Source organism: Luteibacter aegosomatissinici (assembly GCF_023078495.1).
Lineage (GTDB): Bacteria > Pseudomonadota > Gammaproteobacteria > Xanthomonadales > Rhodanobacteraceae > Luteibacter > Luteibacter aegosomatissinici.
This window is the reverse complement of the sequence record NZ_CP095742.1, coordinates 1,950,919-1,972,410: the sequence shown is the minus strand read 5'-3', so window position 1 is coordinate 1,972,410 and position 21,492 is coordinate 1,950,919. Positions and strand designations below refer to the sequence as shown.

At 64.8% G+C, this 21,492-nt stretch carries 20 protein-coding genes; 5 read left to right on the top strand and 15 right to left on the bottom strand.

The annotated features are described in order from the left end of the window. Positions 1-20: 20 nt before the first annotated feature. From L2Y97_RS08795 to L2Y97_RS08785, 3 genes are read right to left on the bottom strand one after another with little or no spacing between them, the layout of a single operon-like run. Positions 21-815, bottom strand: a complete 795-nt coding sequence (locus L2Y97_RS08795) for a hypothetical protein (protein WP_247435579.1) — start codon at positions 813-815, stop codon at positions 21-23. 18 nt (positions 816-833) lie between these two features. Further along, positions 834-1,061: a hypothetical protein gene (locus L2Y97_RS08790; protein ID WP_247435576.1), complete on the bottom strand. Its 228-nt coding sequence runs from the start codon at positions 1,059-1,061 to the stop codon at positions 834-836. Continuing rightward, entirely contained in the window at positions 1,054-1,437 is a 384-nt protein-coding gene (locus L2Y97_RS08785; RefSeq protein WP_247435573.1) for a hypothetical protein, read from the bottom strand. Before L2Y97_RS08785 ends, L2Y97_RS08790 begins: the two co-directional genes overlap by 8 nt. A gap of 173 nt (positions 1,438-1,610) precedes the next feature. Between L2Y97_RS08785 and L2Y97_RS08780 the strand changes: the two genes are divergently transcribed. Beyond that, on the top strand, positions 1,611-3,824 hold the full coding sequence (locus L2Y97_RS08780; protein WP_247435571.1) for a pilin: 2,214 nt from the start codon (positions 1,611-1,613) through the stop codon (positions 3,822-3,824). Between the two features lie 126 nt (positions 3,825-3,950). Further along, a complete protein-coding gene (gene typA / locus L2Y97_RS08775; RefSeq protein WP_247435568.1) occupies positions 3,951-5,798 on the top strand; it encodes a translational GTPase TypA in 1,848 nt (615 codons plus the stop codon). A gap of 970 nt (positions 5,799-6,768) precedes the next feature. Here the strand turns inward: typA and L2Y97_RS08770 are convergent. Beyond that, positions 6,769-7,323 (bottom strand): DUF1003 domain-containing protein, encoded by a 555-nt coding sequence (locus L2Y97_RS08770; RefSeq protein ID WP_247435565.1) that lies wholly within the window; start codon positions 7,321-7,323, stop codon positions 6,769-6,771. Between the two features lie 85 nt (positions 7,324-7,408). Further along, positions 7,409-8,536, bottom strand: a complete 1,128-nt coding sequence (locus tag L2Y97_RS08765) for a mechanosensitive ion channel family protein (protein ID WP_247435563.1) — start codon at positions 8,534-8,536, stop codon at positions 7,409-7,411. Positions 8,537-8,607: 71 nt separating this feature from the next. Between L2Y97_RS08765 and L2Y97_RS08760 the strand changes: the two genes are divergently transcribed. Next, entirely contained in the window at positions 8,608-9,138 is a 531-nt protein-coding gene (locus L2Y97_RS08760) for a mismatch-specific DNA-glycosylase (RefSeq protein WP_247435560.1), read from the top strand. Here L2Y97_RS08760 and L2Y97_RS08755 read toward each other — a convergent pair. Both L2Y97_RS08755 and L2Y97_RS08750 read right to left on the bottom strand, forming a co-directional pair. After that, positions 9,111-10,334, bottom strand: coding sequence for a c-type cytochrome (locus L2Y97_RS08755; RefSeq protein ID WP_247435559.1), 1,224 nt, complete (start codon positions 10,332-10,334; stop codon positions 9,111-9,113). The two genes, L2Y97_RS08760 and L2Y97_RS08755, sit on opposite strands and share 28 nt — an antisense overlap. A 4-nt stretch (positions 10,335-10,338) precedes the next feature. Then, positions 10,339-11,046: a c-type cytochrome gene (locus L2Y97_RS08750; RefSeq protein ID WP_247435556.1), complete on the bottom strand. Its 708-nt coding sequence runs from the start codon at positions 11,044-11,046 to the stop codon at positions 10,339-10,341. A gap of 102 nt (positions 11,047-11,148) precedes the next feature. Here L2Y97_RS08750 and L2Y97_RS08745 point away from each other — a divergent pair, with 102 nt between their 5' ends. Then, positions 11,149-12,726 carry an amidase gene (locus L2Y97_RS08745; protein ID WP_247435554.1) on the top strand — a complete coding sequence of 526 codons (1,578 nt, stop codon included), beginning with the start codon at positions 11,149-11,151 and terminating at the stop codon, positions 12,724-12,726. A gap of 136 nt (positions 12,727-12,862) precedes the next feature. Here the strand turns inward: L2Y97_RS08745 and L2Y97_RS08740 are convergent, their stop codons facing one another. From L2Y97_RS08740 to cmk, 8 genes are all read right to left on the bottom strand, one after another. Next, positions 12,863-13,735, bottom strand: a complete 873-nt coding sequence (locus tag L2Y97_RS08740) for a UTP--glucose-1-phosphate uridylyltransferase (protein ID WP_247435551.1) — start codon at positions 13,733-13,735, stop codon at positions 12,863-12,865. After that, a complete protein-coding gene (locus L2Y97_RS08735) occupies positions 13,732-15,630 on the bottom strand; it encodes a polysaccharide biosynthesis protein (RefSeq protein ID WP_247435549.1) in 1,899 nt (632 codons plus the stop codon). Before L2Y97_RS08735 ends, L2Y97_RS08740 begins: the two co-directional genes overlap by 4 nt. Beyond that, complete coding sequence (locus L2Y97_RS08730) at positions 15,617-16,654, bottom strand: MraY family glycosyltransferase (RefSeq protein WP_247435546.1); 1,038 nt, start codon at positions 16,652-16,654, stop codon at positions 15,617-15,619. Before L2Y97_RS08730 ends, L2Y97_RS08735 begins: the two co-directional genes overlap by 14 nt. Further along, the gene (gene lapB, locus L2Y97_RS08725; protein WP_247435544.1) at positions 16,651-17,823 is read right to left on the bottom strand and encodes a lipopolysaccharide assembly protein LapB; all 1,173 of its coding nucleotides are present in this window, start codon (positions 17,821-17,823) and stop codon (positions 16,651-16,653) included. Before lapB ends, L2Y97_RS08730 begins: the two co-directional genes overlap by 4 nt. Continuing rightward, positions 17,820-18,080 carry a lipopolysaccharide assembly protein LapA domain-containing protein gene (locus tag L2Y97_RS08720; RefSeq protein WP_247435541.1) on the bottom strand — a complete coding sequence of 87 codons (261 nt, stop codon included), beginning with the start codon at positions 18,078-18,080 and terminating at the stop codon, positions 17,820-17,822. Before L2Y97_RS08720 ends, lapB begins: the two co-directional genes overlap by 4 nt. A 113-nt stretch (positions 18,081-18,193) precedes the next feature. Beyond that, a complete protein-coding gene (locus L2Y97_RS08715; protein WP_247335824.1) occupies positions 18,194-18,493 on the bottom strand; it encodes an integration host factor subunit beta in 300 nt (99 codons plus the stop codon). A gap of 85 nt (positions 18,494-18,578) precedes the next feature. Beyond that, on the bottom strand, positions 18,579-20,252 hold the full coding sequence (gene rpsA / locus L2Y97_RS08710; protein WP_247435538.1) for a 30S ribosomal protein S1: 1,674 nt from the start codon (positions 20,250-20,252) through the stop codon (positions 18,579-18,581). A 173-nt stretch (positions 20,253-20,425) separates the two neighbouring features. Then, complete coding sequence (gene cmk, locus L2Y97_RS08705) at positions 20,426-21,103, bottom strand: (d)CMP kinase (RefSeq protein ID WP_247435536.1); 678 nt, start codon at positions 21,101-21,103, stop codon at positions 20,426-20,428. Between the two features lie 122 nt (positions 21,104-21,225). Between cmk and L2Y97_RS08700 the strand changes: the two genes are divergently transcribed. Next, a complete protein-coding gene (locus L2Y97_RS08700; protein ID WP_247435534.1) occupies positions 21,226-21,486 on the top strand; it encodes an acyl-CoA-binding protein in 261 nt (86 codons plus the stop codon). Positions 21,487-21,492: the final 6 nt, after the last annotated feature.

Sequence of the window (21,492 nt, the reverse complement as noted above, 5' to 3'; positions counted from 1 at the left end):
GCAACCATACCACCCAGCGGTTATTCACCAAATGCACATAGGTCGACGCAGTCCGCACTCATGAATGCCCGCTCGATTTTCTGGAAGGTCGCCTGGTCACCCGGCGCGGCAAGCACGTGCGCGCGAAATGCACGCCTCCAGATGTCCTTTCGCTCCGCGAGCGTCAGTGCGCCCGCCACCACGGGTGCAACGTCAGCGGCGGCGTGGAGGATATCCTCACGTGCATCGGCCTCAGCGCCTTCAACGGGCCATGTCATGCCAAAGACGTCCGAAAGCAAGATCACCGAGCCACGCCGGATCTCACGTACAGCAGGCATCTTCGCCGCGCGCTGATCCGCCGGCACCTTGCCAAGCAGCGTCGTAAAGCCCGCGATGGCCCGGCCCGTCGTTGAGAGGGAGAAGGCAAACAACGGGCCGACTACACCTTCATACTTTCTGGCGTTCACGACGGCCCCGGCAAGGAGATCCTTCGGCGGCGATGTCGCGGTATCCGTTTTAAGGTATGCGTGCAGCACCTCTCCTGTCCTGATCATGATGTCACTTACACGGATCACATCCTCACCAGACATGGAGCGACTCTCGGCGATCGACGACCGTCCGAAGACCTTGCGGTCCGATGCCGCGGCGACGAGCGCCTGCACACGTGCGTCGGACTCCGGGAGCGCCGCGCCCGCTTCCTTCTGCGCCGCGATCACCACGTCGGCAAGGCGGAGGTATTCATCGGCGCCTGGCAAATCACCCGCATGGACAGGCCGCGAAAGGCTGGCGATCGCCAGCGTGCCCAGACAGAAAATTCGACAAAAACGCATAATCACCCGGTAACCCCTGCCTATCTATTCGCCAAATGCACACAGGCCAACGCATTCCTTGCCATCGAACGCCTGCTTGATGCTCTCGAACCTCGCCGCCTCGTCGGGCTTGCTGAAGGCCGCCGCGCGAACGACCTTGAAGTACATATCCCTGCGCTGCGGCACGGTCAACGCGCCAGCAACGGCAGGCGCTGAATCGGAGGCGGCCGCAAGCATGGCAACATGCATCGCGCGAGCGTCATCCTCATACATGGGCATCATCGTAAAGAAGCCGGCGTACATCTGAATCTCGGCCTGCCGTAATTCCCGTATGTCCTTCATCACCGACTCGCGATCGCCCTTCGGCAGCGATCCGGCATGCGCTGACATCGCCGACAAGGCGATTGAGATCCTGCGCCGTATCCGGCCCCTGGCCGAAAACGGCCTCGCCGGTGGCGGACGCCAGAAGCGCGTGAACCCGGGGGTCCGTTGCGGGCAGAGGTGATCCTGCGGAATTCTGTGCGGCGATGACCACGCCTGCGCGACGGATGAACTCATCGATGCCTGGGCGGCCCTGCGCCCAGACAGGAACCGACAACGCGGTGAGTGACAGCGCAAGCAAGACTGCAACGGCGATTCGATAACGCATGGACGCTCCCTGTTCTGCGGATGCGCAGCATAGGACAGGACGAGGGGCTATATACATACCTGGCTTGAACGTCAGCGCGCTCCTGCAAGGCCGTCGAAGGACAGGCTGGCACGCCACGCGTTATGCTCCAGCCTTCCCGGCAGGAGCCGGACGAACCCAGGGGATACCGAGCAATGATTGCCCGTCGTACCGTGCTGCTTGGCGCAGCCATTTCCGCCGCTTTGGGCCTGGTGGCCTGCCACAAGAAGGAAGAGGCGCCCAGCGCTGATCCGCAGGCCGTGGCCGCCGCGCAGGCGTCGCTTTCGTCACCGGCATGGCTGCGCCAGCACCTGCCTGCGCAGACGGTCGCTTACCTGCGCATCCCCTCGCCATGGGGCATGCTCAACGCCGTGCCGAATGGCCGGCCGCTCGATGCGGCGCTATCGGCAAAAGCGCACCTCGATGCGATCGCGCAGATCCGGGACGCGCTGGCGAAGGACAAGCTGCTCGCCGACCTGAAACTCGCGCCTGCGCTCAACCTCCTGCTTGGCGATGTGCGTTCACCCATCGAGATCGCCCTGGTCGATCCGCTCGGCATCCCGTCGCCTTCGTCGCGGATGATGGCCACGGCGCTGGTCGATTTCCCGAGCGTGGATGCGCTGAATGCGCGCCTGGCCAGCCTGGCCGGTGACGAGAAGCTGCTATCGGCACCGCTCGATGCCGAGGGTAACGGCATGCTGGCCGGTGGCTCGGCGGCCGTGCATTTCGATGTGGCCCAGCACCGGCTGTGGCTCGCCAGTGCCGTGCCGGTCGGCAAGAACGAACCTATGGATGCACATACCCTGACCGGCCTGGCTGCGGACATCTACAAGGCCAACGCGGCCACGGTGCCGCCCCTGCTCACTGCGCTTGAAGCGCGGATCGACACCAGCGGTGAAGGCTTCTTCGGCTGGGTAACTGTCCGCGGCGTCGGTGCCGTCGCCGCGGCGCAGGCGGGCGATTCCCCGCTCGGCAAGCTGCCCGCTGACTTCGCCTCCAAGGCCGATGCCATCGCGTTCGGCGCGGGCACGGTCAACGGCCGCGGCCAGCTCCAGTTGCTGATCCACTCGCCGCAGGCGCGCCTGCTGCAGTACCTCGCCCCCACCTCCTTCGCGCCGACGTTCAAGACAGTGGGCGATGCGCATTGGGCTTTCACCCTCGCCGCGCCTACCGCCGGGGCCTGGAAGGCAATGGATGCCAACATCAACCTCGATTTCGGCCCGGACGGGGCGAAGAAGATCCGCGAGTTCGGCGCCACGCTGCAGAAGCGCCTGCACATGGCGCCGACGGATTACTTCAGCTGGTTTGGCCCCGAATACATCTTCTTCGCCGATGACGCGGGTACCTACACGGCCGTGCGCGTGCGCGACTGGAAGGCCTGGCACGATCGCATCGCCCAGAACGCCCAGTTCGGGTGGAAGACCGGCACCACCAAGGTCGATGGCGAGGAAGTGCACTGGATGACCGCACCCAACGGTGCGGACGACGTGCTGCAGCCGAATACCCCGCCGGAACTGCAGAACCTCATGCGCGTCGTAGCCCGCACGGGCGGCCGCGCATGGTGGACCGAGGAAGGCGACTGGGCAATCTTCGCCAAGGTGCCCCAGGCCCTTTCCGATCGCTCGGCGGCCGGCCCCAGCGCCTCCATGGAGGACTGGTTCAAGGCCCACGCCTTCCAGGGCCAGCGCACGGTGGCCGGCTTTGCCGCCACCAGCCACGGTGCCCAGCGCGATGCGTACTACACCTACCTGTCCATCCTGCAGGCGATGACTGGCGTGGCCGGCTCGGATGGCGATATCGCCGCCCTGCCCTCGGCCCACACCCTGGGCTTGCCCGACAAGGGCGTAATCGGTGCCGGGCTGGAGGTCGACAAGGAAACGCTGGCCCTGTCGGTCACCTACGAGCAGTCCCCGGTTGAACTGGCCGGTGCCGGTGGCGGCGCCACGGGCATGGCCACGGTCGCCACGGCGGCGATCATCGCGGCCATCGCGATCCCGCAGTACCAGGTCTATACGATCCGGAGCCAGGTCGGCGCCGCCGCGGCGTCCATGGGCGCCGTGAAGGTCGCTGTCACCGAGCACCGCCTGGCTACCGGCAAGTTCCCCGCGAACAACGCGGCGGCGGGGCTGGGTAAGCCCGAGACGCTCAGCGATAACTTCCTGGGCAGCATCGAAATTGGCCCCGGCGGCGAGATCGTGGGTACCTTCGACACCACGCCGCCCCACAAGACCAACGCCAAGCTCGAGGGCGGCCAGCTGATCATGACGCCCACGGTCGAAGGCAAGACCATCCAATGGAGTTGCTCGGCCGAGGGTATCGACCCGAAATACCTGCCGCCCAGCTGCCAGGACGCCCCAATCGAGCCCTAAAAAGCCGGTCGCGCCGGGGCCCGAGACCGGGCCCCGGCGCCGTCATGCGAAAGTTCGAAAAAGTCTTTATAATCGTCGGCTTCCCATCCCAAAGAGGCCGCCCGGCTTAACGCCGGTGCACGACGCATGTCCATCGAATTCCTGCGCAATATCGCCATCGTCGCCCACGTCGACCATGGCAAGACCACCCTCGTCGACCAGCTGCTGAAGCAGTCGGGCACGCTCAACGAGCGCACCGTGCTCGCCGAGCGCGTCATGGATTCGAACGACCAGGAAAAGGAGCGTGGCATCACGATCCTGGCCAAGAACACGGCCATCACCTGGGAAGACAAGAAGAAGGGCGTCAAGAACCGCATCAACATCGTCGACACCCCGGGGCATGCTGACTTCGGTGGCGAAGTCGAGCGCGTGCTGTCGATGGTCGATACCGTGCTGATCCTCGTCGATGCGATGGACGGCCCGATGCCGCAGACCCGCTTCGTGACCCAGAAGGCCTTCGCCATGGGCTTCAAGCCCATCGTGGTCGTCAACAAGGTTGACCGCCCGGGTGCGCGTCCGGAGTGGGTGGTCGAGCAGGTGTGGGATCTCTTCGCCAAGCTCGGCGCCACCGATGAGCAGATGGAATTCCCGATCGTTTACGCCTCGGCGCTGAACGGTTACGCCTCGCTGGACGAGAACGCCCGCGAAGGCGACATGACCCCGCTGTATGAAGCGATCATGCAGCACGCGCCGAAGCCGGACGTGGATCCGGAAGGCCCGTTCCAGATGCGCATCAGCCAGCTGGACTACAACAACTTCGTCGGCGTCATCGGCATCGGCCGCATCCAGCGCGGCACCCTGAAGAAGGGCATGCCGGTCGCCGTGATCGACCGTGAAGGCAAGAAGCGCCAGGGCAAGGTTGTCCAGGTGCTGGGCTTCCTCGGCCTCGAGCGCATCGAGCAGGACACCGCCGAGGCGGGCGACATCGTCGCCATCGCCGGCATCCCCGAGCTGACCATCTCCGATACCGTCACCGCGCTGGATACCCCGGAAGCGCTGCCGCCGCTGAGCGTCGACGAGCCGATGATCAGCATGACCTTCCAGGTGAACAACTCGCCGTTCGTGGGTCACAAGGATCTCTCCGGCGGCAAGTTCCTCACCAGCCGCCAGCTGCGTGAGCGCCTGGACCGCGAGAAGGTGCACAACGTGGCCCTGCGCGTGGAAGACGGCTCCGACGCCGACAAGTTCCTGGTCTCGGGCCGTGGCGAACTGCACCTGTCGGTGCTGATCGAGAACATGCGCCGCGAAGGCTACGAGCTGGCCGTGTCGCGCCCGGAAGTCATCCTCAAGGATATCGACGGCCAGAAGATGGAGCCGATCGAAGAGCTGGTGATCGACATCGAAGAGCAGCACCAGGGCGGCGTGATGGAGCGTCTGGGCATCCGCAAGGGCGACCTGAAGAACATGGTGTCCGACGGCAATGGCCGCGTGCGCCTTGAGTACGAAATCCCGGCGCGCGGCCTGATCGGCTTCCAGAACCAGTTCAAGACCCTCACCCAGGGTTCGGGCCTGCTGTTCCACGTGTTCAAGCACTACGGTGCGTACACCCCGGCACCGATCGCCAAGCGCCAGAACGGCGTGATGATCGCGAACGCCCCGGGCACCACCCCGGCCTACTCGCTTGGGCCGCTGCAGGAGCGTGGCAAGCTGTTCGCCGCTGAAGGTGATTCGGTGTACGAAGGCCAGCTGATCGGCATCCACGCGAAGGACAACGACCTGACCGTGAACGCGATCAAGCCGAAGCCGCTGACCAACATGCGCGCCTCGGGCAAGGACGATGCGATCCAGCTGACCCCGGCCACGAAGTTCACGCTGGAGCAGGCACTGGACTTCATCGACGATGACGAGCTGGTCGAAGTCACGCCGAAGGAGATCCGCCTCCGCAAGAAGCACCTGACGGAAAACGATCGCAAGAAGGCTTCGCGCGGCGGTTAATCACCACCCGCAAGCCAACCGAAAAGCCCGGCGAAAGCCGGGCTTTTTTGTGCATGCCCGCGTGGGCTCGCCTTCAGCTTGGCGCTAGTGAAGCGGCTCATCCGCTGGCGCGAATGCATGTTCTTAGCGGCATCCGCCGCCTCGCCCTGGCGGGCTTGAGGCGAAGAGCCGCCGGTGCCCACCCTCGCTGCTCAGACAGGTCCTCCGCGTTCGGTGCGGAATGCCGCTGCGCGGCATGTGTACTTATTTGGCCTACGGCCGCTCTCTTGTGCGGAACTCGCCTCGAAGGTGGGCACCGACGGCTCTCTTCACCCATGAGGTGGCTTGGCGGGCGAGCTCGTAGCTCGTGACGCCATGCCCCTGTAGGAGGCCACCCTGTGGCCGACAGCTTTCGCGATACCGCCGCAGGACCTGCGCGCTCGGCGAAAAGATGTCGCCCACAGGGTGAGCTCCTACAAGGGAGTGGTTACCGCGATCTGATTAATGAATGCGCCAGGCTCGTGTAGGAGCCCGCTTGCACGCGATCAACCTACGCAGCGGTGAGGCCATAACGCATCACCACGCGACGATCGGCAAACGCTGCCACGACGCCGCGCTTGCCGATACACGCCGCACGGCCGCCCCTGTCGGTGGGCGGAGCAGCTGTCCGCCCACGCATGCCCGACCGCACCAACCTATCCGCAGACAACGCCGCGGCTCTCCACTCACTCAACCTCATGGGTCAAAAGAGTCGTCGGTGCCCACCCTCGAGGCGAGTTCCGCACAAGAGAGCGGCCGTAGGCCAATTAGGTACATATGCGCCGGAGGCGCACTCCGGTACGAACGCGGAGGACCTGTCTGAGCAGCGAGGGTGGGCACCGACGGCTCTCGGCCTCAAGCTAACCAGAGCGAGGCGGCGGATGCCGCTAAGAACACGCATTCGCCCAGCGAATGAACCGCTTAACCAGCGCGAAGCCAAAGGCAAGCCGACTCAGTCGCCCCGCTCGCGCACCAGCTTCAACAACAGGTCGATCTGCTCCTGCTGCTTCATCAGCATCAACTGCAGCTGGTCGTTACGCATCTGGTCCAGCTTCTCATGCAGGCCCATGATCTCGATCTCGGCCTTCAGGTTCACCTTGTAGTCGTTCGTCGCATCCATCCGATCCTTCGCCGCCTGGCGGTTCTGGCTCATCATGATCACCGGCGCCTGCACCGCCGCCAGCATCGACAGCATCAGGTTGAGGAAGATGTACGGGTACGGATCGAATGGCTTGTGCAAGACCCAGCTGTTCGCGCCCGTCCATGCCAGCAGAATCAGCGCGAACACGATGATGAACGTCCACGAGCCACCAAAGCGCGACACCTTGTCGGCCAGGCGCTCGCCAAAGCTCATATCCTCGCGGAAAACCTCGTTGATGTTCTCCGCCACCAGCTTGCGCTGCATCAGGCGGTCGAGCAGGTGGCGTTCGGCGTGGCCCAGGTCATCGAGACTTTTTGCGAACCAGCGGTGGGCGGCGTGTTCAGGGGTGTGTTCGTTGCTGGACATGGCTAAAGCTCCGGGCGGTGTGCCTGATGGCGGACACTATACCGCTGGCGTGCGCTCGCTCTTGTACGGGCGCGCTTGTGCACGATCAGCCTTGTCCATACACCCGGCCTGATCGCTTGGCAGTGAAAGGGACCGGGGCAGCTTCGACGCCGCGGACCTGGCTTTCCAGATCGCCGCGCAGGCGTGGCAGGTAGGCGGGGGACTCACGGCGGACGAAGGCGATGAGGCCCTCGCGAACCTTGCAGCGCAGGTCGAACGACTTGCCAGAGTTCGACGAACTGACCAGGGCGCGGATCTGCATGCCCTTGTCGTTACTGTCCACTACCTGCATCACCATGACCCGGCCATCCCACTCGGAGGCACCCTTGCAGATGCGCTCCAACTCGCCACGCAATGGCTCCAGCGGCAGGCCGTAGTCGAACCATAGCAGCACCGAGCCAAGGATCTGTGACGAGGTACGCGTCCAGTTCTGGAACGGGGTCTCGATGAAGTACTGCAACGGCACGATCATCCGCCGCTCATCCCAGATCTTCACCACGACGTAGGTGCTGGTGATCTCTTCCACCTTGCCCCACTCACCCTCGACGATCACGACATCATCAATGCGGATGGGTTGGGTCAGTGCGATCTGGATGCCGGCGATCAGGTTGCCCAGCACCGGCTTGGCGGCAAGGCCCACGGCGATGCCTGCGATACCCGCCGAGGCCAGGAGGCTGGCGCCGAACTGCCGGACGGCGGGGAATGTCATCAGCGCCACGCCGATGCCCAGCACCACGGTCACCACCATGCCCGTCCGCGCCAGCACGCGCGATTGGGTCTGCAGGCGCCGCGCACGCAGGTTGTCTTCGAGGTCGATCGGGTTGAAGCGCGACACCGTGGCCTCAACCGCACCGATACAGCGCACGAGGAACCACGTACACGCGCCGATCAGGCCCACCCCAAGCAGGTGCTCCAGCCCATCGATCAGTCGCGCTGGCTCGTCGGGCGCCACGCGAAAGGCCAGCAGCACCATGACCAGTGGCACGATGGCCTCCAGCGGCGTGTTCGCCTTCGCTACGATGCTGGCACCCATGGGATGCCGTAACGCAAGCCGGCGCAACAAGGCGTCGGAAACGCGATGGATGAGGCCCGCGACCACGAGCGCGATGATGATCACCAGCGCAAAACGCGTCCACGGATGCGAGACGTCGGGCATCCAGTCGGAGGAGTTCATGGGCCCTTACCCTAGCGGTCCTTATGTCTAGGCTTTGTTGTGGCGCATCAAACGCAGGTTAAAGTAACCGCATGAGCGATGCCGATTCCGCGCAACACATCCTGCCCGACGTGCTTGAGCCGGGCCTTCGCCTTGTGTTTTGCGGCACGGCGGCAGGCACACGCTCCGCACGTGATGGCGCGTATTACGCGCATCCGGGCAACATGTTCTGGCGCGCGCTGCACGCCATAGGGCTCACACCGCGGCTGTTCGCACCGGCCGAGTACCCACTGATGCGGGGTTTCGGCATCGGTTTTACCGACCTCGCGAAATATCATCACGGTAACGATAATCAGCTGCCGCGCGATGCATTCGATGTTGAAGCACTGCAAGCGAAGGTCCGGACGTTCGCGCCACGCATCATCGCCTTCACCAGCAAGCAGGCGGGTATGGCCGCACTCGGTAAAGGCATTGCGACCGGACGGCAACCCGAACGCTTCGGCGGCGCGAACGCGTGGGTACTCCCCTCACCCTCCGGCCAGGCCCGCGGCTCGTGGAACCTCGCGACCTGGCGGGCGATGGCGGATGAAGTGCTTCAGATACCGCCCGGCGTCGACCGGTAGGCACGCACGTCGTTCGGCGATACCGATGACGCACGGTTCGACCACGCGTGACGGATGTACGTGACCACGGCCGCCGCATCATCATCGGTAAGTACCTGCGCGAATGGCGGCATGGAGTAAGGCCGCGGATGCGATGCCGTGGCCGGGGCGAATCCACCGGAGAGCACCACGCGGATCGCGTTGATACCGCTCGGCTCGGTCACACTGACATTGCCATCGAGCGGCGGGTACGCATCGCCTTTGCCGCGGCCGTCGGCGCCATGGCAGTCCGCGCAGTGCTGCGCGTATACCTTCTGTCCGGCCTGGGCCACCTGCGCGGCATCCACGGCGTTGCCGCGCTGACGCACCGGGGCGCGCGGCGGCAATGTCTTGAGGTAGGTGGCGATAGCAGCAAGGTCGTCGTCGGTGAGGTGCTGCGTACTCTTGAGCACCACCTCCGCCATGGGCCCAAGGGCACTGCCCTTCGATGACCGGCCTGTTTTAAGCAGTGCCACGACATCGGCTTCGCTCCAGCCGGCAAGGCCACCCTCCGGGCCCATCGACAGATCCGGCGCATACCAGTTCTGCACCGGGATCAGGCCACCTGCGAGGTAGGGATCGGTCACCATCGCACCGAAGCTGTTGCGACTGGCGTGGCATTCGTTGCAGTGGCCCAGGCCCTGGACGAGGTACGCACCACGATTCCATCGCGCGGATTGCTTCGGGTCGGACGGGTACTCGCCTTCGTCGAAATACATGAGCCGCCATGTCGCCATGAGCGAACGCATGCGGTACGGCCAGCGCAACGTATTCGGGGTGTCGGGGTTGCGCACCGCGGGCAATGATTTCAGGTAGGCGAACATGGCATCGCTGTCGGCGCGGGTCACCCTGGTGTACGAGGTGAACGGGAACGCCGGGTAGAGCGATGTACCGTCGTGCGCCTTGCCGCTGTGCAGCGCCTGGTAGAAGTCATCGGCCGACCACTCGCCCAGTCCGGTTTCGCGATCGGGGGTGAGGTTCGGGGAAGGGATGGCGCCGAACGGCGTGGGAACCACGCGACCGCCCGCCATGGGCTTGCCGTTTCGAGCCGTATGGCAGCTGGCGCAATCGCCAATGGTGGTTAGGTATTGGCCTTCGGTAAGGGCATCGCGCGCGAGCGCGCTTCCAAAGGTGGTAAGGGCTACCAGCAGCGCGGCGATCTGGAGGGCGGTCTTCATCAGGTCAGCCTCCCAGTACGCCGCAGTGAAGGGGCGGCTTTACGCTCCCGGCGGGTTCCGCGTGCGCGTCGGGCGGCACGGGACGTGAGGCCAGCCACGCTGAGACGGCGCTGATGTCGGCGTCAGTGAGCCGGCTGACCACCGTCGCCATGCAGTCGGGAGCCGTGGTGCTGCGCGTGTTGGTCCGCCATGAGCCTAATTGCGCGCTCACGTAGTCATACGGAAGGCCGACCAGGCCGGGAATATCGGGCTGCACGCCCGTGAGGTTCGGCCCGTGGCATGCCATGCATGCGGGCACCCCCTTCGCCGCATCGCCCTTCGTGACCAGTTGCTCACCGCGCGCCATGGCCGCCGGCGTCATCGCCGGCGTCGGGTGCGTTTCATAGGGAACTTGCTGGCCCGCGAAGTACTCGGCGATCTCGCGCATGTACGCCTCATCCAGCGGCGCGACCATGTACTCCATGATCTCGTAATGGCGCAGGCCCTTCTGGAAATCCTGCAACTGGCGCAGGAGGTAACCGGCGGGCTTGCCGGCCAGGCGCGGTTTGAAGGCATCGTTGCCCCCTTCCCCGTGCGGGCCATGGCAACTGGTGCACGCGGCGATGCGCTGCTCAAGCGTATCGGGCACAGGCGGCGATGCCTGCGCGTGGGCATGCGTCGCGAACGCGAGCGCAATCACGGCCAGCACGATCCATCCGAACGAACGTCGCATCCGCCTGCTCCCCTGGGGTCCACCTTGGGTGTCGGCTGAGTATAGCCACACGGCGCACGGCCGCTGGGCTACCATCGACCGGACCACCGGGGGAGAGACCTTATGCCGCAGCACCGCCACGCACTCGTCGCCGCGCTCGCACTCCTGCTACCGCTCGCCGCCCACGCGCGCGATGCCGGCGAGGACGATGCCTTCGCCTCCATCGCCACGTTGAAGCGGGCCTATGCCCGCGGCGAGCTGACGCCCACCGGCATGACCCAGCTCTTCCTCGATCGCATCGCGACGATCGACAAAGCCGGTCCGCGGGTCAATGCCGTGCTCGAGACGAACCCCGACGCGCTCGCCATCGCTGGCAAGAGCAACGGCAAGGGCAAGGGGCCGCTGGCCGGCATACCCATCCTGCTGAAGGACAACATCGACACCGGTGACCGGATGCAGACCACGGCCGGCTCGCTGGCACTGGCGGGCAGCACGGCGCCGAAGGATTCCGCCGTCGCCGCACGGCTACGCAAGGCCGGCGCAGTGATCCTGGGCAAGGCCAACCTCAGCGAGTGGGCCAACATCCGCTCTAACCACGCCACCAGCGGCTGGACCGGCCGTGCCGGCCTCACCCTCAACCCTTACGTACTCGATCGCAACGCCTGCGGCTCCAGCGCCGGCTCGGGCTCAGCGGTAGCCGCCGGCCTCGCGACCGTGGCGATTGGCAGCGAAACCGACGGCTCCATCATCTGCCCCGCTTCCATGACCGGCCTGGTCGGCATCAAGCCCACCGTCGGCCTGGTCAGCCGCACCGGCATCATCCCCATCTCGCATAGCCAGGACACCGCCGGCCCCATGGCCCGCAGCGTCGCCGATGCAGCGACCGTGTTGAGCGCCATCGCCGGCAGCGACCCCAGCGACCCGGCCACGAAAGATGCCGACAAGCACGCCACCGACTACACAAAGTTCCTCGACCAGAACGCACTGCGTGGCAAGCGCATCGGCGTAGCTCGCCAGCTCGCCGGCATCGAGCCGAACGCCGATGCCGCATTGGAGAAAACGATCGCACTCCTGAAAGCCCAGGGTGCCACCGTTGTAGACAACGTTGAGATACCTCACCTGAAGGAACTAAGCGAACACGAACTCGATGTGATGCTCTACGAGTTCAAGCACGACATCGCCGCGTACCTCGCCACACGCCCGAACCAGCCCATGAAATCCCTGGCCGACCTCATCGCCTTCAACGAGGCGCACAAGGACCAGGAGATGCCGTGGTTCGGCCAGGAGCTGTTCCTCATGGCGCAGGAAAAGGGCGGCCTCGACGATCCGAAGTACAAGGAGATCGTCGAGAAGAACAAGCGGCTTGCCGGCCCGGAAGGTATCGACGCAGCGCTGGCGAAGGATCACCTCGATGCGTTGCTCGCACCGAGCTGGGGGCCTGCCTTCGTCAACGACCTGGTGCTCGGCGATCACGTGGTCAGCGGTGACCCGACCGTGGGCGGCGTCTCGGCACCGGCCGCCATCGCTGGCTACCCGTCGATCACCCTGCCCGTCGATTTCGCGCATGAACTGCCGGTGGGCGTGGTGTTCTTCGGCGCGAAGTGGAGCGAGCCGACGTTGATCGCGATCGCCTATGGCGTGGAGCAGAAGGCGAATGCGTTCCAGCGGCCGAAGTTCCTGCCGTCGTTGCCGGTGCATTGACCGGTCGATGCATGCGCTTACTTTGTAAGTGACGCGGTTCGCGTTGGTGCCGCGGCATCTGCGGCGCCGCTGCGAAAGATGTCGCCCACAGGGTGGGCTCCTACAGAAAAGCCCGGCGATTGCCGGGCTTTTCGTATTACATCGCCGCGTATTCGCGAACGATCGGCGCCAGCTTCGGATCTTCCAAAGCCATCGCCAGGGTCGCGCGGACAAGGCCCGCCTTGTTGCCGCAATCGAAGCGCGTGCCTTCGAACTTGTACGACAGCACCTGGCCCTTGTCCTTCAGCAGGTTCTCGATCGCATCCGTGAGCTGGATTTCACCGCCGGCACCGGCGCGCGTACGCTCCAGGAAGCCGAAGATCTCGCGCGGCAGCACGTAGCGGCCGACCACGGCAAGGTTCGACGGTGCATCGGCCGGCTTCGGCTTCTCCACCATGTGCTCGATGCGGCCCGCACGGTCGCTGATCTCGCTGCTGAGCTTCACCACGCCGTACTTGTCCGTGTCCTTCTCAGGCACTTCCTCAACGGCGATGACGCCGGCGTGCTCCTTGTAAGCCAGGTCGGACATCTGGCCCAGGGCGCCACGGCCCTTCGTCCAGATAAGGTCATCCGGCAGCATCACGCCGAAATACTCCTCGTTGACCACGGCCTTCGCGCGCAGCACCGCATCGCCGAGGCCCAGGGCCTCCGGCTGGGTGACGAACACGCAACGCACGCGCGGCGGAAGGATGCCACGGAGGATGCCAAGCAGCTCCTCCTTGTTCTTCTCGGCCAGCTTCTCTTCGAGCTCGTAGGCCTTGTCGAAGTAATCGGCGATCGCGTGCTTGTAACGGTTGGTGACAAACACCAGCGTGTCGGCACCGGCGTCGACGGCCTCATCCACGGCGTACTGGATGAGCGGGCGGTCGAGCACCGGGAGCATCTCCTTGGCTACCACCTTGGTCGCGGGAAGGAAGCGCGTACCGAGGCCAGCTACCGGAAATACCACCGTGCGCAGGGGTTGGGTCATGCGATGTCTCCACTTTCGTTGCGGCGAAGCGGCAGCACGTTATCGACCTGCGGCTCGCTCCAGCGGAACGAGGGCAGCAGCTGCGATACGCACCGACGCAAGGTTTCTTCGTCAAAGGCCCACACCGCTTCTTCGGCGCGGCCCAGTTGCGTTTGCAGCAGATCCCACGAGACCTGGCGGTGTTGCGCCTGGAAGATCTTGGCGTGGGTAGTACTCGTGTAGTTTTCCAGCGGGTGGAACAGCTCCTCGAACAACTTTTCGCCCGAACGCAAACCGGTGTAGACAATCTGTATGTCAGAACCGGGACGCTTGCCGGCGAGCCGGATCATCTGTTCAGCCAGGTCGCGGATCTTGACCGGGTCGCCCATGTCCAGCGCGAAGATCTCGCCCCCCTTCCCCAGCGTGGCCGCCTGCAGGATCAGCTGGCAGGCCTCGGGGATGGTCATGAAGTAGCGCGAAATCTCCGGATGGGTGATGGTCACCGGGCCGCCCTGGCGGATCTGCCGGCGGAACAGCGGAACCACCGAACCCGCCGAGTCAAGGACGTTACCGAAACGCACGGTGATAAAACGTGTCGCCGTATGCGCCGCGAGGTTCTGGCACCAGATCTCCGCCATGCGCTTGCAGGCACCCATCACCGAGGTGGGGTTCACCGCCTTGTCGGTCGAAATGAGGACGAAGGTTTCGGCACCGCAACGCACGGCCGCGTCGGCCACTACGCGCGTACCCAGGACGTTGTTGCGGAAGGCCTCACGCAGCTGGCCCTGCAGCATGGGCACGTGCTTATACGCCGCGGCATGGAAGACGATCTGCGGCTGAGTTTCTTCGAACAGGCGCTGCACCGCGACGGACTCGCGCGCGTCGGTAAGCACCCCGTTGAAGATCAGCTCGGGATACGCCGAGGTCAGCTCCTGGCCGATGCGGTACAGGTTGTACTCGGACATTTCCACGACGGTGAGCGAGGCGGCGCCCAGGCGGGCGACCTGCCGGCACAGCTCCGAACCGATCGAGCCGCCACCGCCGGTGACCAGCACGCGGCGGCCACTGATCGTTTCGCGGATGGCCGTCCAGTCGAGCTCCACGGCATCGCGGCCAAGCAGATCCTCGATCGCGACTTCCTTGATCTCGTTGAACTGCGCCCGGCCGGCGACCACATCTTCCAGGCGGGGCACCGTGCGAAACGGCAAGCCCGTGCTTTCGCAAAACGCGACGATGCGACGCATCTGCGCCGTGGTGGCGCCCGGCACCGCGATCAGCAGCATCTGGACGGCCACCGCCTTGGACAACTCGGCGAGTTGGTCCACCGTGCCCAGTACCGGCACACCACCGATCTGCGCACCGCGCAAGGCCAGGTTATCGTCCACAAAACCGATGACGCTGTAGCGGCTGTCGCGGCGCAGGTCGCGGGCCAGCGCGTCACCCGCGCGGTCGGCACCGACGATCAGCACGCGCTTGGTCGGCACGGACTGGAACAGATCGATGCGGCTATCTTTCCAGAAGCGGTAGCTGAGGCGCGGAAGGCCGAGCAGCACGACCAGCACCACCGGGTACACCAGGAGGACCGAGCGCGGTACACCGTCCAGGCGCGCGTACATCACCATGGCCAGGCCAATGATGAGCGAGCCGATCACGGTGGCCTTGATGATGTTCCACAGATCGGGAAGGCTGGCGAAGCGCCATACGCCCTTGTACAGGCCCGTCCAGTTGAATACCGCGCCCTGCACCAGGAGGACCAGCGGGAATTCCATGGGCAGGTAGGTGACCGGCGCCGACTCGGGCATCAGCGCATAGCGCAGTGATTTCGCAATCCACCATGCGAAGGCCGCCATGGCCAGGTCGTGAGCGACCACGGCAGTGCGGGGGTGGATGATGCCTATGAATTTACGCAGAAACATGTCGCTCCCTTCGACGCAAGCACGACCGCTTGCCAGTACGCCAGGCCGCTGCCCCCAGCAGGTAGGCCACCCCGCAGCATGCGGGCGCCACCGCCGGATGGCGGAGCGCGATCCATGCGCTGGGTACACAAACGAAAAGATTCCACACCAGGTACCCCGTGGCCACCCGTGTATGGGATTCCCCCCGCCTCACGAGCCATTGGTACAGGTGCTCGCGATGGGGAGTGTACCAGCGAGCACCGCGCAGGATGCGCACGAGCAGCGTCAAGGTCGCGTCGATAACGAACGCCGAGGACAGGATAAGTTCAGGCCATAGCAGGTCGGTGCGCCAGGCCCAGAGCATGGCTGTGAGGGCGAAAACAATGAACCCAACCGTCGCACTACCGACGTCGCCCATGAAAATGCGTGCCGGCGAGCGGTTGAACCACCAGAACCCGGCGGCCGCGGCATCCAGGGCAGCCGCGGCAATGCCGATGCCATAGGCCCCGGCGCTTGCGGCGACCAGCGCGGTGGCCCCGCCAAAGAACATGGCCTGCATGGCGGCGATGCCGTCGATCCCGTCCATGAAGTTATGCAGGTTGATGCACCAAACCCCCGCAAGAAGTAGTGGGACGGCCCACCATAAGCTTGCGGTGTGGCTGGATACGGCCACGCAAAAGAGCAGCGTCGCCGCCAGCTGGATGAGCAGGCGCGGCTTGATCGGCAGCGAACCGTGGTCATCCAGCCAGCCGATGGCCGCGATGGCGATGACCCCCACCGTAAACGCACCGACCACCCCTGCGCCTGGCGATGGCGGGAGTAACAGCAGGGCGGCCGGCATACCGACAAGGGCGCCAATGACGATGCCAATCCCCCCGCCCCGCGGCGTCGGCACGCTGTGCGACCGGCGCTGCCCGGGCGCATCGAGCATGCCCTTGCGATGGGCATACGCGATCGCCACGCGCACACAGCCGAACGAAACAAGGAAGGCGACAAGGAGGCAGCCCGCGGCGAACACGTGCGGGTCGGGCAACGGCAGGCTCATTCGTTGGCGACACCGTGGATGGGTCGCACGGTGCCCCAGTTCTTGCAGCTCGGGCACTGCCAGTGGTGGGCCTTCGCACCGAAGCCACAGCGGCTGCAGCGATACATGGCCTGGCCTTCGAGCAACTTGCGGGTCAGGTCACGCAGGATCAGGTAATTCTCGCGGGCTTCGCCGGATACCTTGTCCATGGTGGCGTCGATCAGCGCCATGAGGCCGCGCACGGAGGGCCGCTTGCGCAACTGGCCGGTGAGGAAATCGATGGCGGTGCGCTCACCGTCGCGCCCTTCATACAGGCGCGTGAGTGCGAGCACCGGGGAGATTCCGTGATAGCGCCCCATGATCTCGCGAAGAAAGGTCTCGGCGCGGTCCATCTGCTGCGAACGGGCATAGCAATGAAGCAGTGGCGGCAGGATCTCGGGGACGAATGCGATATCTGCCGCGATGGCCGCCTCGTAGGAGGCAATGGCGTTCGGCATATCGTCGTCTTCCGACGACAAGCGCCCGGCGATCATGTGCGCGCGCACGCAATCCGCCTGGCAAGCGAACGCTTCGCGGATGTAATCGCGCGCCTCGGTACGGGCCCCGTGCTGCCGCGATTGCTCCGCCAGCTCGCAGTAAAACTGCGCGATCATGGCGGCCTCGTCTTCGCCGGTCATGGCTTCCAGCCGGCGGGCATGATCGATGGCCTTATGCCATTCGCGCTCGTGCTGGTAAATCGCGATCAGGTGGCGCAAGGCAGACGGCGCCAGCGCATCCATCGCGACCAGGTCGGAGAACAGGGTCTCGGCCCGGTCGAGCAGGCCCGCGCGCATGTAGTCCTCACCCAGCTCGAGCAAGGCCACGGTCTTCATTTCATCCGACAGGCCCTGCCGGGATACGAGGTGCTGGTGCAGCCGGATCGCACGGTCCACCTCGCCGCGCTTGCGGAACAGGTTACCTAGCGCCAGGTGGGTTTCGACCGTGTCGCGGTTGTACTCCGCCAGGCGCAGGAACACCTCGAGCGCCTTGTCCTGCTCTTCATTGAGCAGGTAATTCAGCCCGCGGAAGTAATCGGACGACAGTTCGTTGACCCGCGCGCCGGAGCGCCCGGCATCGGTACGGCGTGCCAGCCACCAGCCACAGGCGAACGCGATGGGCGGGACAAGCGCCAACAACCAGATCGGGTTCATGCGGCTTTCGCGCTGGCTACCTTGCGCTCACCCAGGGCCCGGCGGCGCTTGCGCTGGTGGGCGAACGAGGTACCCACCCAGGCCGTAAGCCCACCCAGCACCCAGCCCACCAGCAGGAACGCGAGCATGGCGCCCCCCTTGGGCAGGGACGCGCGGGCGAACCCGAAATCGAAGGGCACGAGGTCGGCGTTGAGCGCACCGAAAATGATACCGGCGGCCACGAACAACAGCAGGAAAAGGAGGGCGATCAGACGCATCCGGCGACTGTACCTGAATCAGGAAAGGCGTGGGTGGGAACGGTTCGGAATTCGTTTAGGTTGTGCGGGTTTAGGGGCCGCAGGTTGCCAATGCACCCCAAAAAAAACGCCGCTTAGGAAGCGGCGTCTTCGAGGGCCAGGTTTACGCGTTCGCGTAGTTCCTTGCCCGGCTTGAAATGAGGCACATGCTTACCCGGCAGGGCTACCGCTTCGCCGGTCTTGGGGTTACGCCCCATGCGCGGCGGACGGAAGTGCAGCGCGAAGCTGCCAAAGCCGCGAATCTCGATGCGCTCGCCCGTGGAAAGGGCATGGCTCATCTGTTCGAGCACGCTCTTGACGGCAAGTTCCACATCGCTGAAGGCAAGGTGGGTCTGGCGCCGCGCCAGCGCCTCGATCAGTTCCGACTTGGTCATGGGTCCCCTGATTCTTCGATAAAGCTGACGCAAACAACAGGTTACAACAAAACGAGGGGCGGGATACCCGCCCCTCGCTCCGACCTTAGTCGGCCTTGTTCATCTGCTCCTTGAGGAGCGCGCCGAGCTTGGTCGTGCCACCGGCAGCGGACTGGTAGTCAGCCATGGTATCGGCCAGCTCTTCCTCGTCCTTCGCACGGATCGACAGCTGCAGCTGACGGCCCTTGCGATCCATGCCCGTGAACTTCGCCTCGACCGCATCACCCACCTTCAGGTGCAGGGTGGCGTCGTCAACGCGTTCCTTGGCGATGTCGTTGGCACGGATGTAGCCCTCGACGCCTTCGCCCAGGTCAACCAGCGCACCCTTGGCGTCCACTTCCTTGACCGTACCGGTCAGGACCGTGCCGCGCGGGTTCGTGGCCATGAACTGACCGAACGGATCCTGCTCCATCTGCTTGATGCCAAGCGAGATGCGCTCACGCTCCGGATCCACGGCGAGCACCACGGCTTCGACTTCGTCGCCCTTCTTGAAGTTGCGGACGAGGTCTTCACCCGAGGCCTGCCACGAGATATCGGACAGGTGGACGAGACCATCGATACCGCCATCGAGGCCGATGAAGATGCCGAAGTCGGTGATCGACTTGATCTGGCCGGACACCTTGTCGCCCTTCTTGTGCATGGCGGCGAAGGCTTCCCACGGGTTCGAGCGGGTCTGCTTGATACCCAGCGAGATGCGGCGACGCTCTTCATCCACGTCCAGGACCATGACTTCCGTCTCGTCACCGACCTGCACGACCTTGGCCGGATTGACGTTCTTGTTGGTCCAGTCCATTTCGGACACGTGCACCAGGCCTTCCACGCCCGGCTCGATCTCGACGAAGCAACCGTAATCGGTCACGTTCGAAACCTTGCCGAACAGGCGGCTGCCGACCGGGTAACGGCGGGCGATGGCAACCCACGGATCGTCGCCGAGCTGCTTCAGGCCGAGCGAAACGCGGTTGCGCTCGCGGTCGTACTTCAGCACGCGGACGTCGAGCTCGTCGCCAACGTTGACGACTTCCGACGGGTGACGGACGCGCTTCCACGCCATGTCGGTGATGTGCAGCAGGCCATCGATGCCGCCGAGGTCGACGAACGCGCCGTAATCGGTGAGGTTCTTGACCACACCCTTGACGACCGCGCCCTCGGTGAGGCGCTCGAGCAGCTTCTCGCGCTCTTCGGAGAACTCGGTCTCGACGACGGCGCGACGGCTGACGACCACGTTGTTGCGCTTGCGGTCGAGCTTGATGATCTTGAACTCGAGGTCCTTGCCCTCGAGGTAGACGGGGTCACGGACCGGACGCACGTCGACCAGGGAGCCCGGCAGGAACGCGCGGACATCCTTGATGTCGACCGTGAAGCCGCCCTTGACCTTGCCGGAGATCTTGCCGGTGATGGTCTCTTCCTTGTCGAACGCCTGCTCGAGGTCGTCCCACACCATCGAACGCTTGGCCTTCTCACGGGAGAGCTTGGTCTCGCCGAAGCCGTCTTCGAGCGCGTCGAGCGCGACCTTGACTTCGTCACCAACCTCTACTTCGAGAGCGCCGTTCTCGTCCTTGAACTGCTCGATAGGAACAATGCCTTCGCTCTTCAGGCCAGCGTTGATCACCACCACGTCGTTGCGGATTTCCACAACGATACCGGTGACGATGGAGCCGGGCTTCAGCTTCGAAATGGCCTGCTGGCTCTGTTCAAACAGTTCGGCAAAACTTTCAGTCATGTTGATTCCAGGGTTATGAAAGGCCGTACCCGGCGCAGGCGTGCATCAGTGAACGCGAGCGGACGAGGGACCCACCGGTTGTGGGTGCTTACGGAGGGGCCACTTACATGGAGCCCCCGGGCACCGTTGCCAAGAACCCGCGCACACTGCGCGGGCGATGTGCCGAATGCGCCCTACGGGCGCACCACGGCGAAAACTTTTGCCACCACCACTTCGATGGGCATGCCGGTCGTATCGATGACGACGGCGCCCTCGGCGGGCTTCAACGGGGCGACGGGCCGCGACGCATCACGCTGGTCGCGGGCCTCGATTTCCCGTTGCAGGCCTGCAAGTGTAACGCTGAGGCCCTTATCCTTCAACTGCTTATAGCGTCTTTTCGCACGCTCGGCCGCGCTGGCGGTCAGGAAGACCTTGAACGGGGCATCCGGGAAAATCACCGTACCCATGTCCCGGCCGTCGGCCACCAGGCCCGGGGCCTTGCGGAAAGCCAGCTGCAGGTCCACCAGGGCCTGCCGCACCGAAGGAATCACGGCAATGGCGGACGCCGCGGCCCCTGCCGTTTCCGTGCGTAGTTCGTCCGTGGCGTCGTGGCCGTTGACCAGGACGTGCGTCTCGCCGCCGTCGGGACTGGCCTGGAAGCGGATCTTGATGTGCTGCGCGCAGCGGGTGACCGCTTCCTCGTCGGAAAGATCGATGCCCTCGGCACCGGCGGCGTAGCCTACCGCCCGGTAGAGGGCGCCGGAATCGAGCATGCGCCAGCCGAGTTTCTCGGCGACCAGGCGGCTGATGGTGCCCTTGCCGGAGCCCGAGGGGCCGTCGATGGTGAGGACGGGGACGGGCGCGTGGGCCATGGGATACCTCGGTCGCGAAACCGGCATGATACAGCGAGCCACGCCCCGAGGCTGCCCGATGGACAGTGCCGGATACGCGTGTTACAAGCCCCCAACCTACCGCGCCACGCCAGCCCGCCCGCATGCCAGACGACCTTCAGAGCCAGTTCGAACAGGCGTCGCTGGATATCACCCGGCTCGGGCACCGGCCGGACAACGATACCCTCCTGAGGATCTATGCCCTCTACAAGCAGGGCTCGGAGGGGGATGTACACGGCGACAAGCCGGGTTTCTTCGATTTCGTGGGCACGGCCAAGTACGAGGCATGGGCCAAGCTGAGCGGCACCCCGCGGCAGCAGGCCATGCGCGATTACATTCAGCTGGTACGCGACCTGGGGGGCTGAAGCATG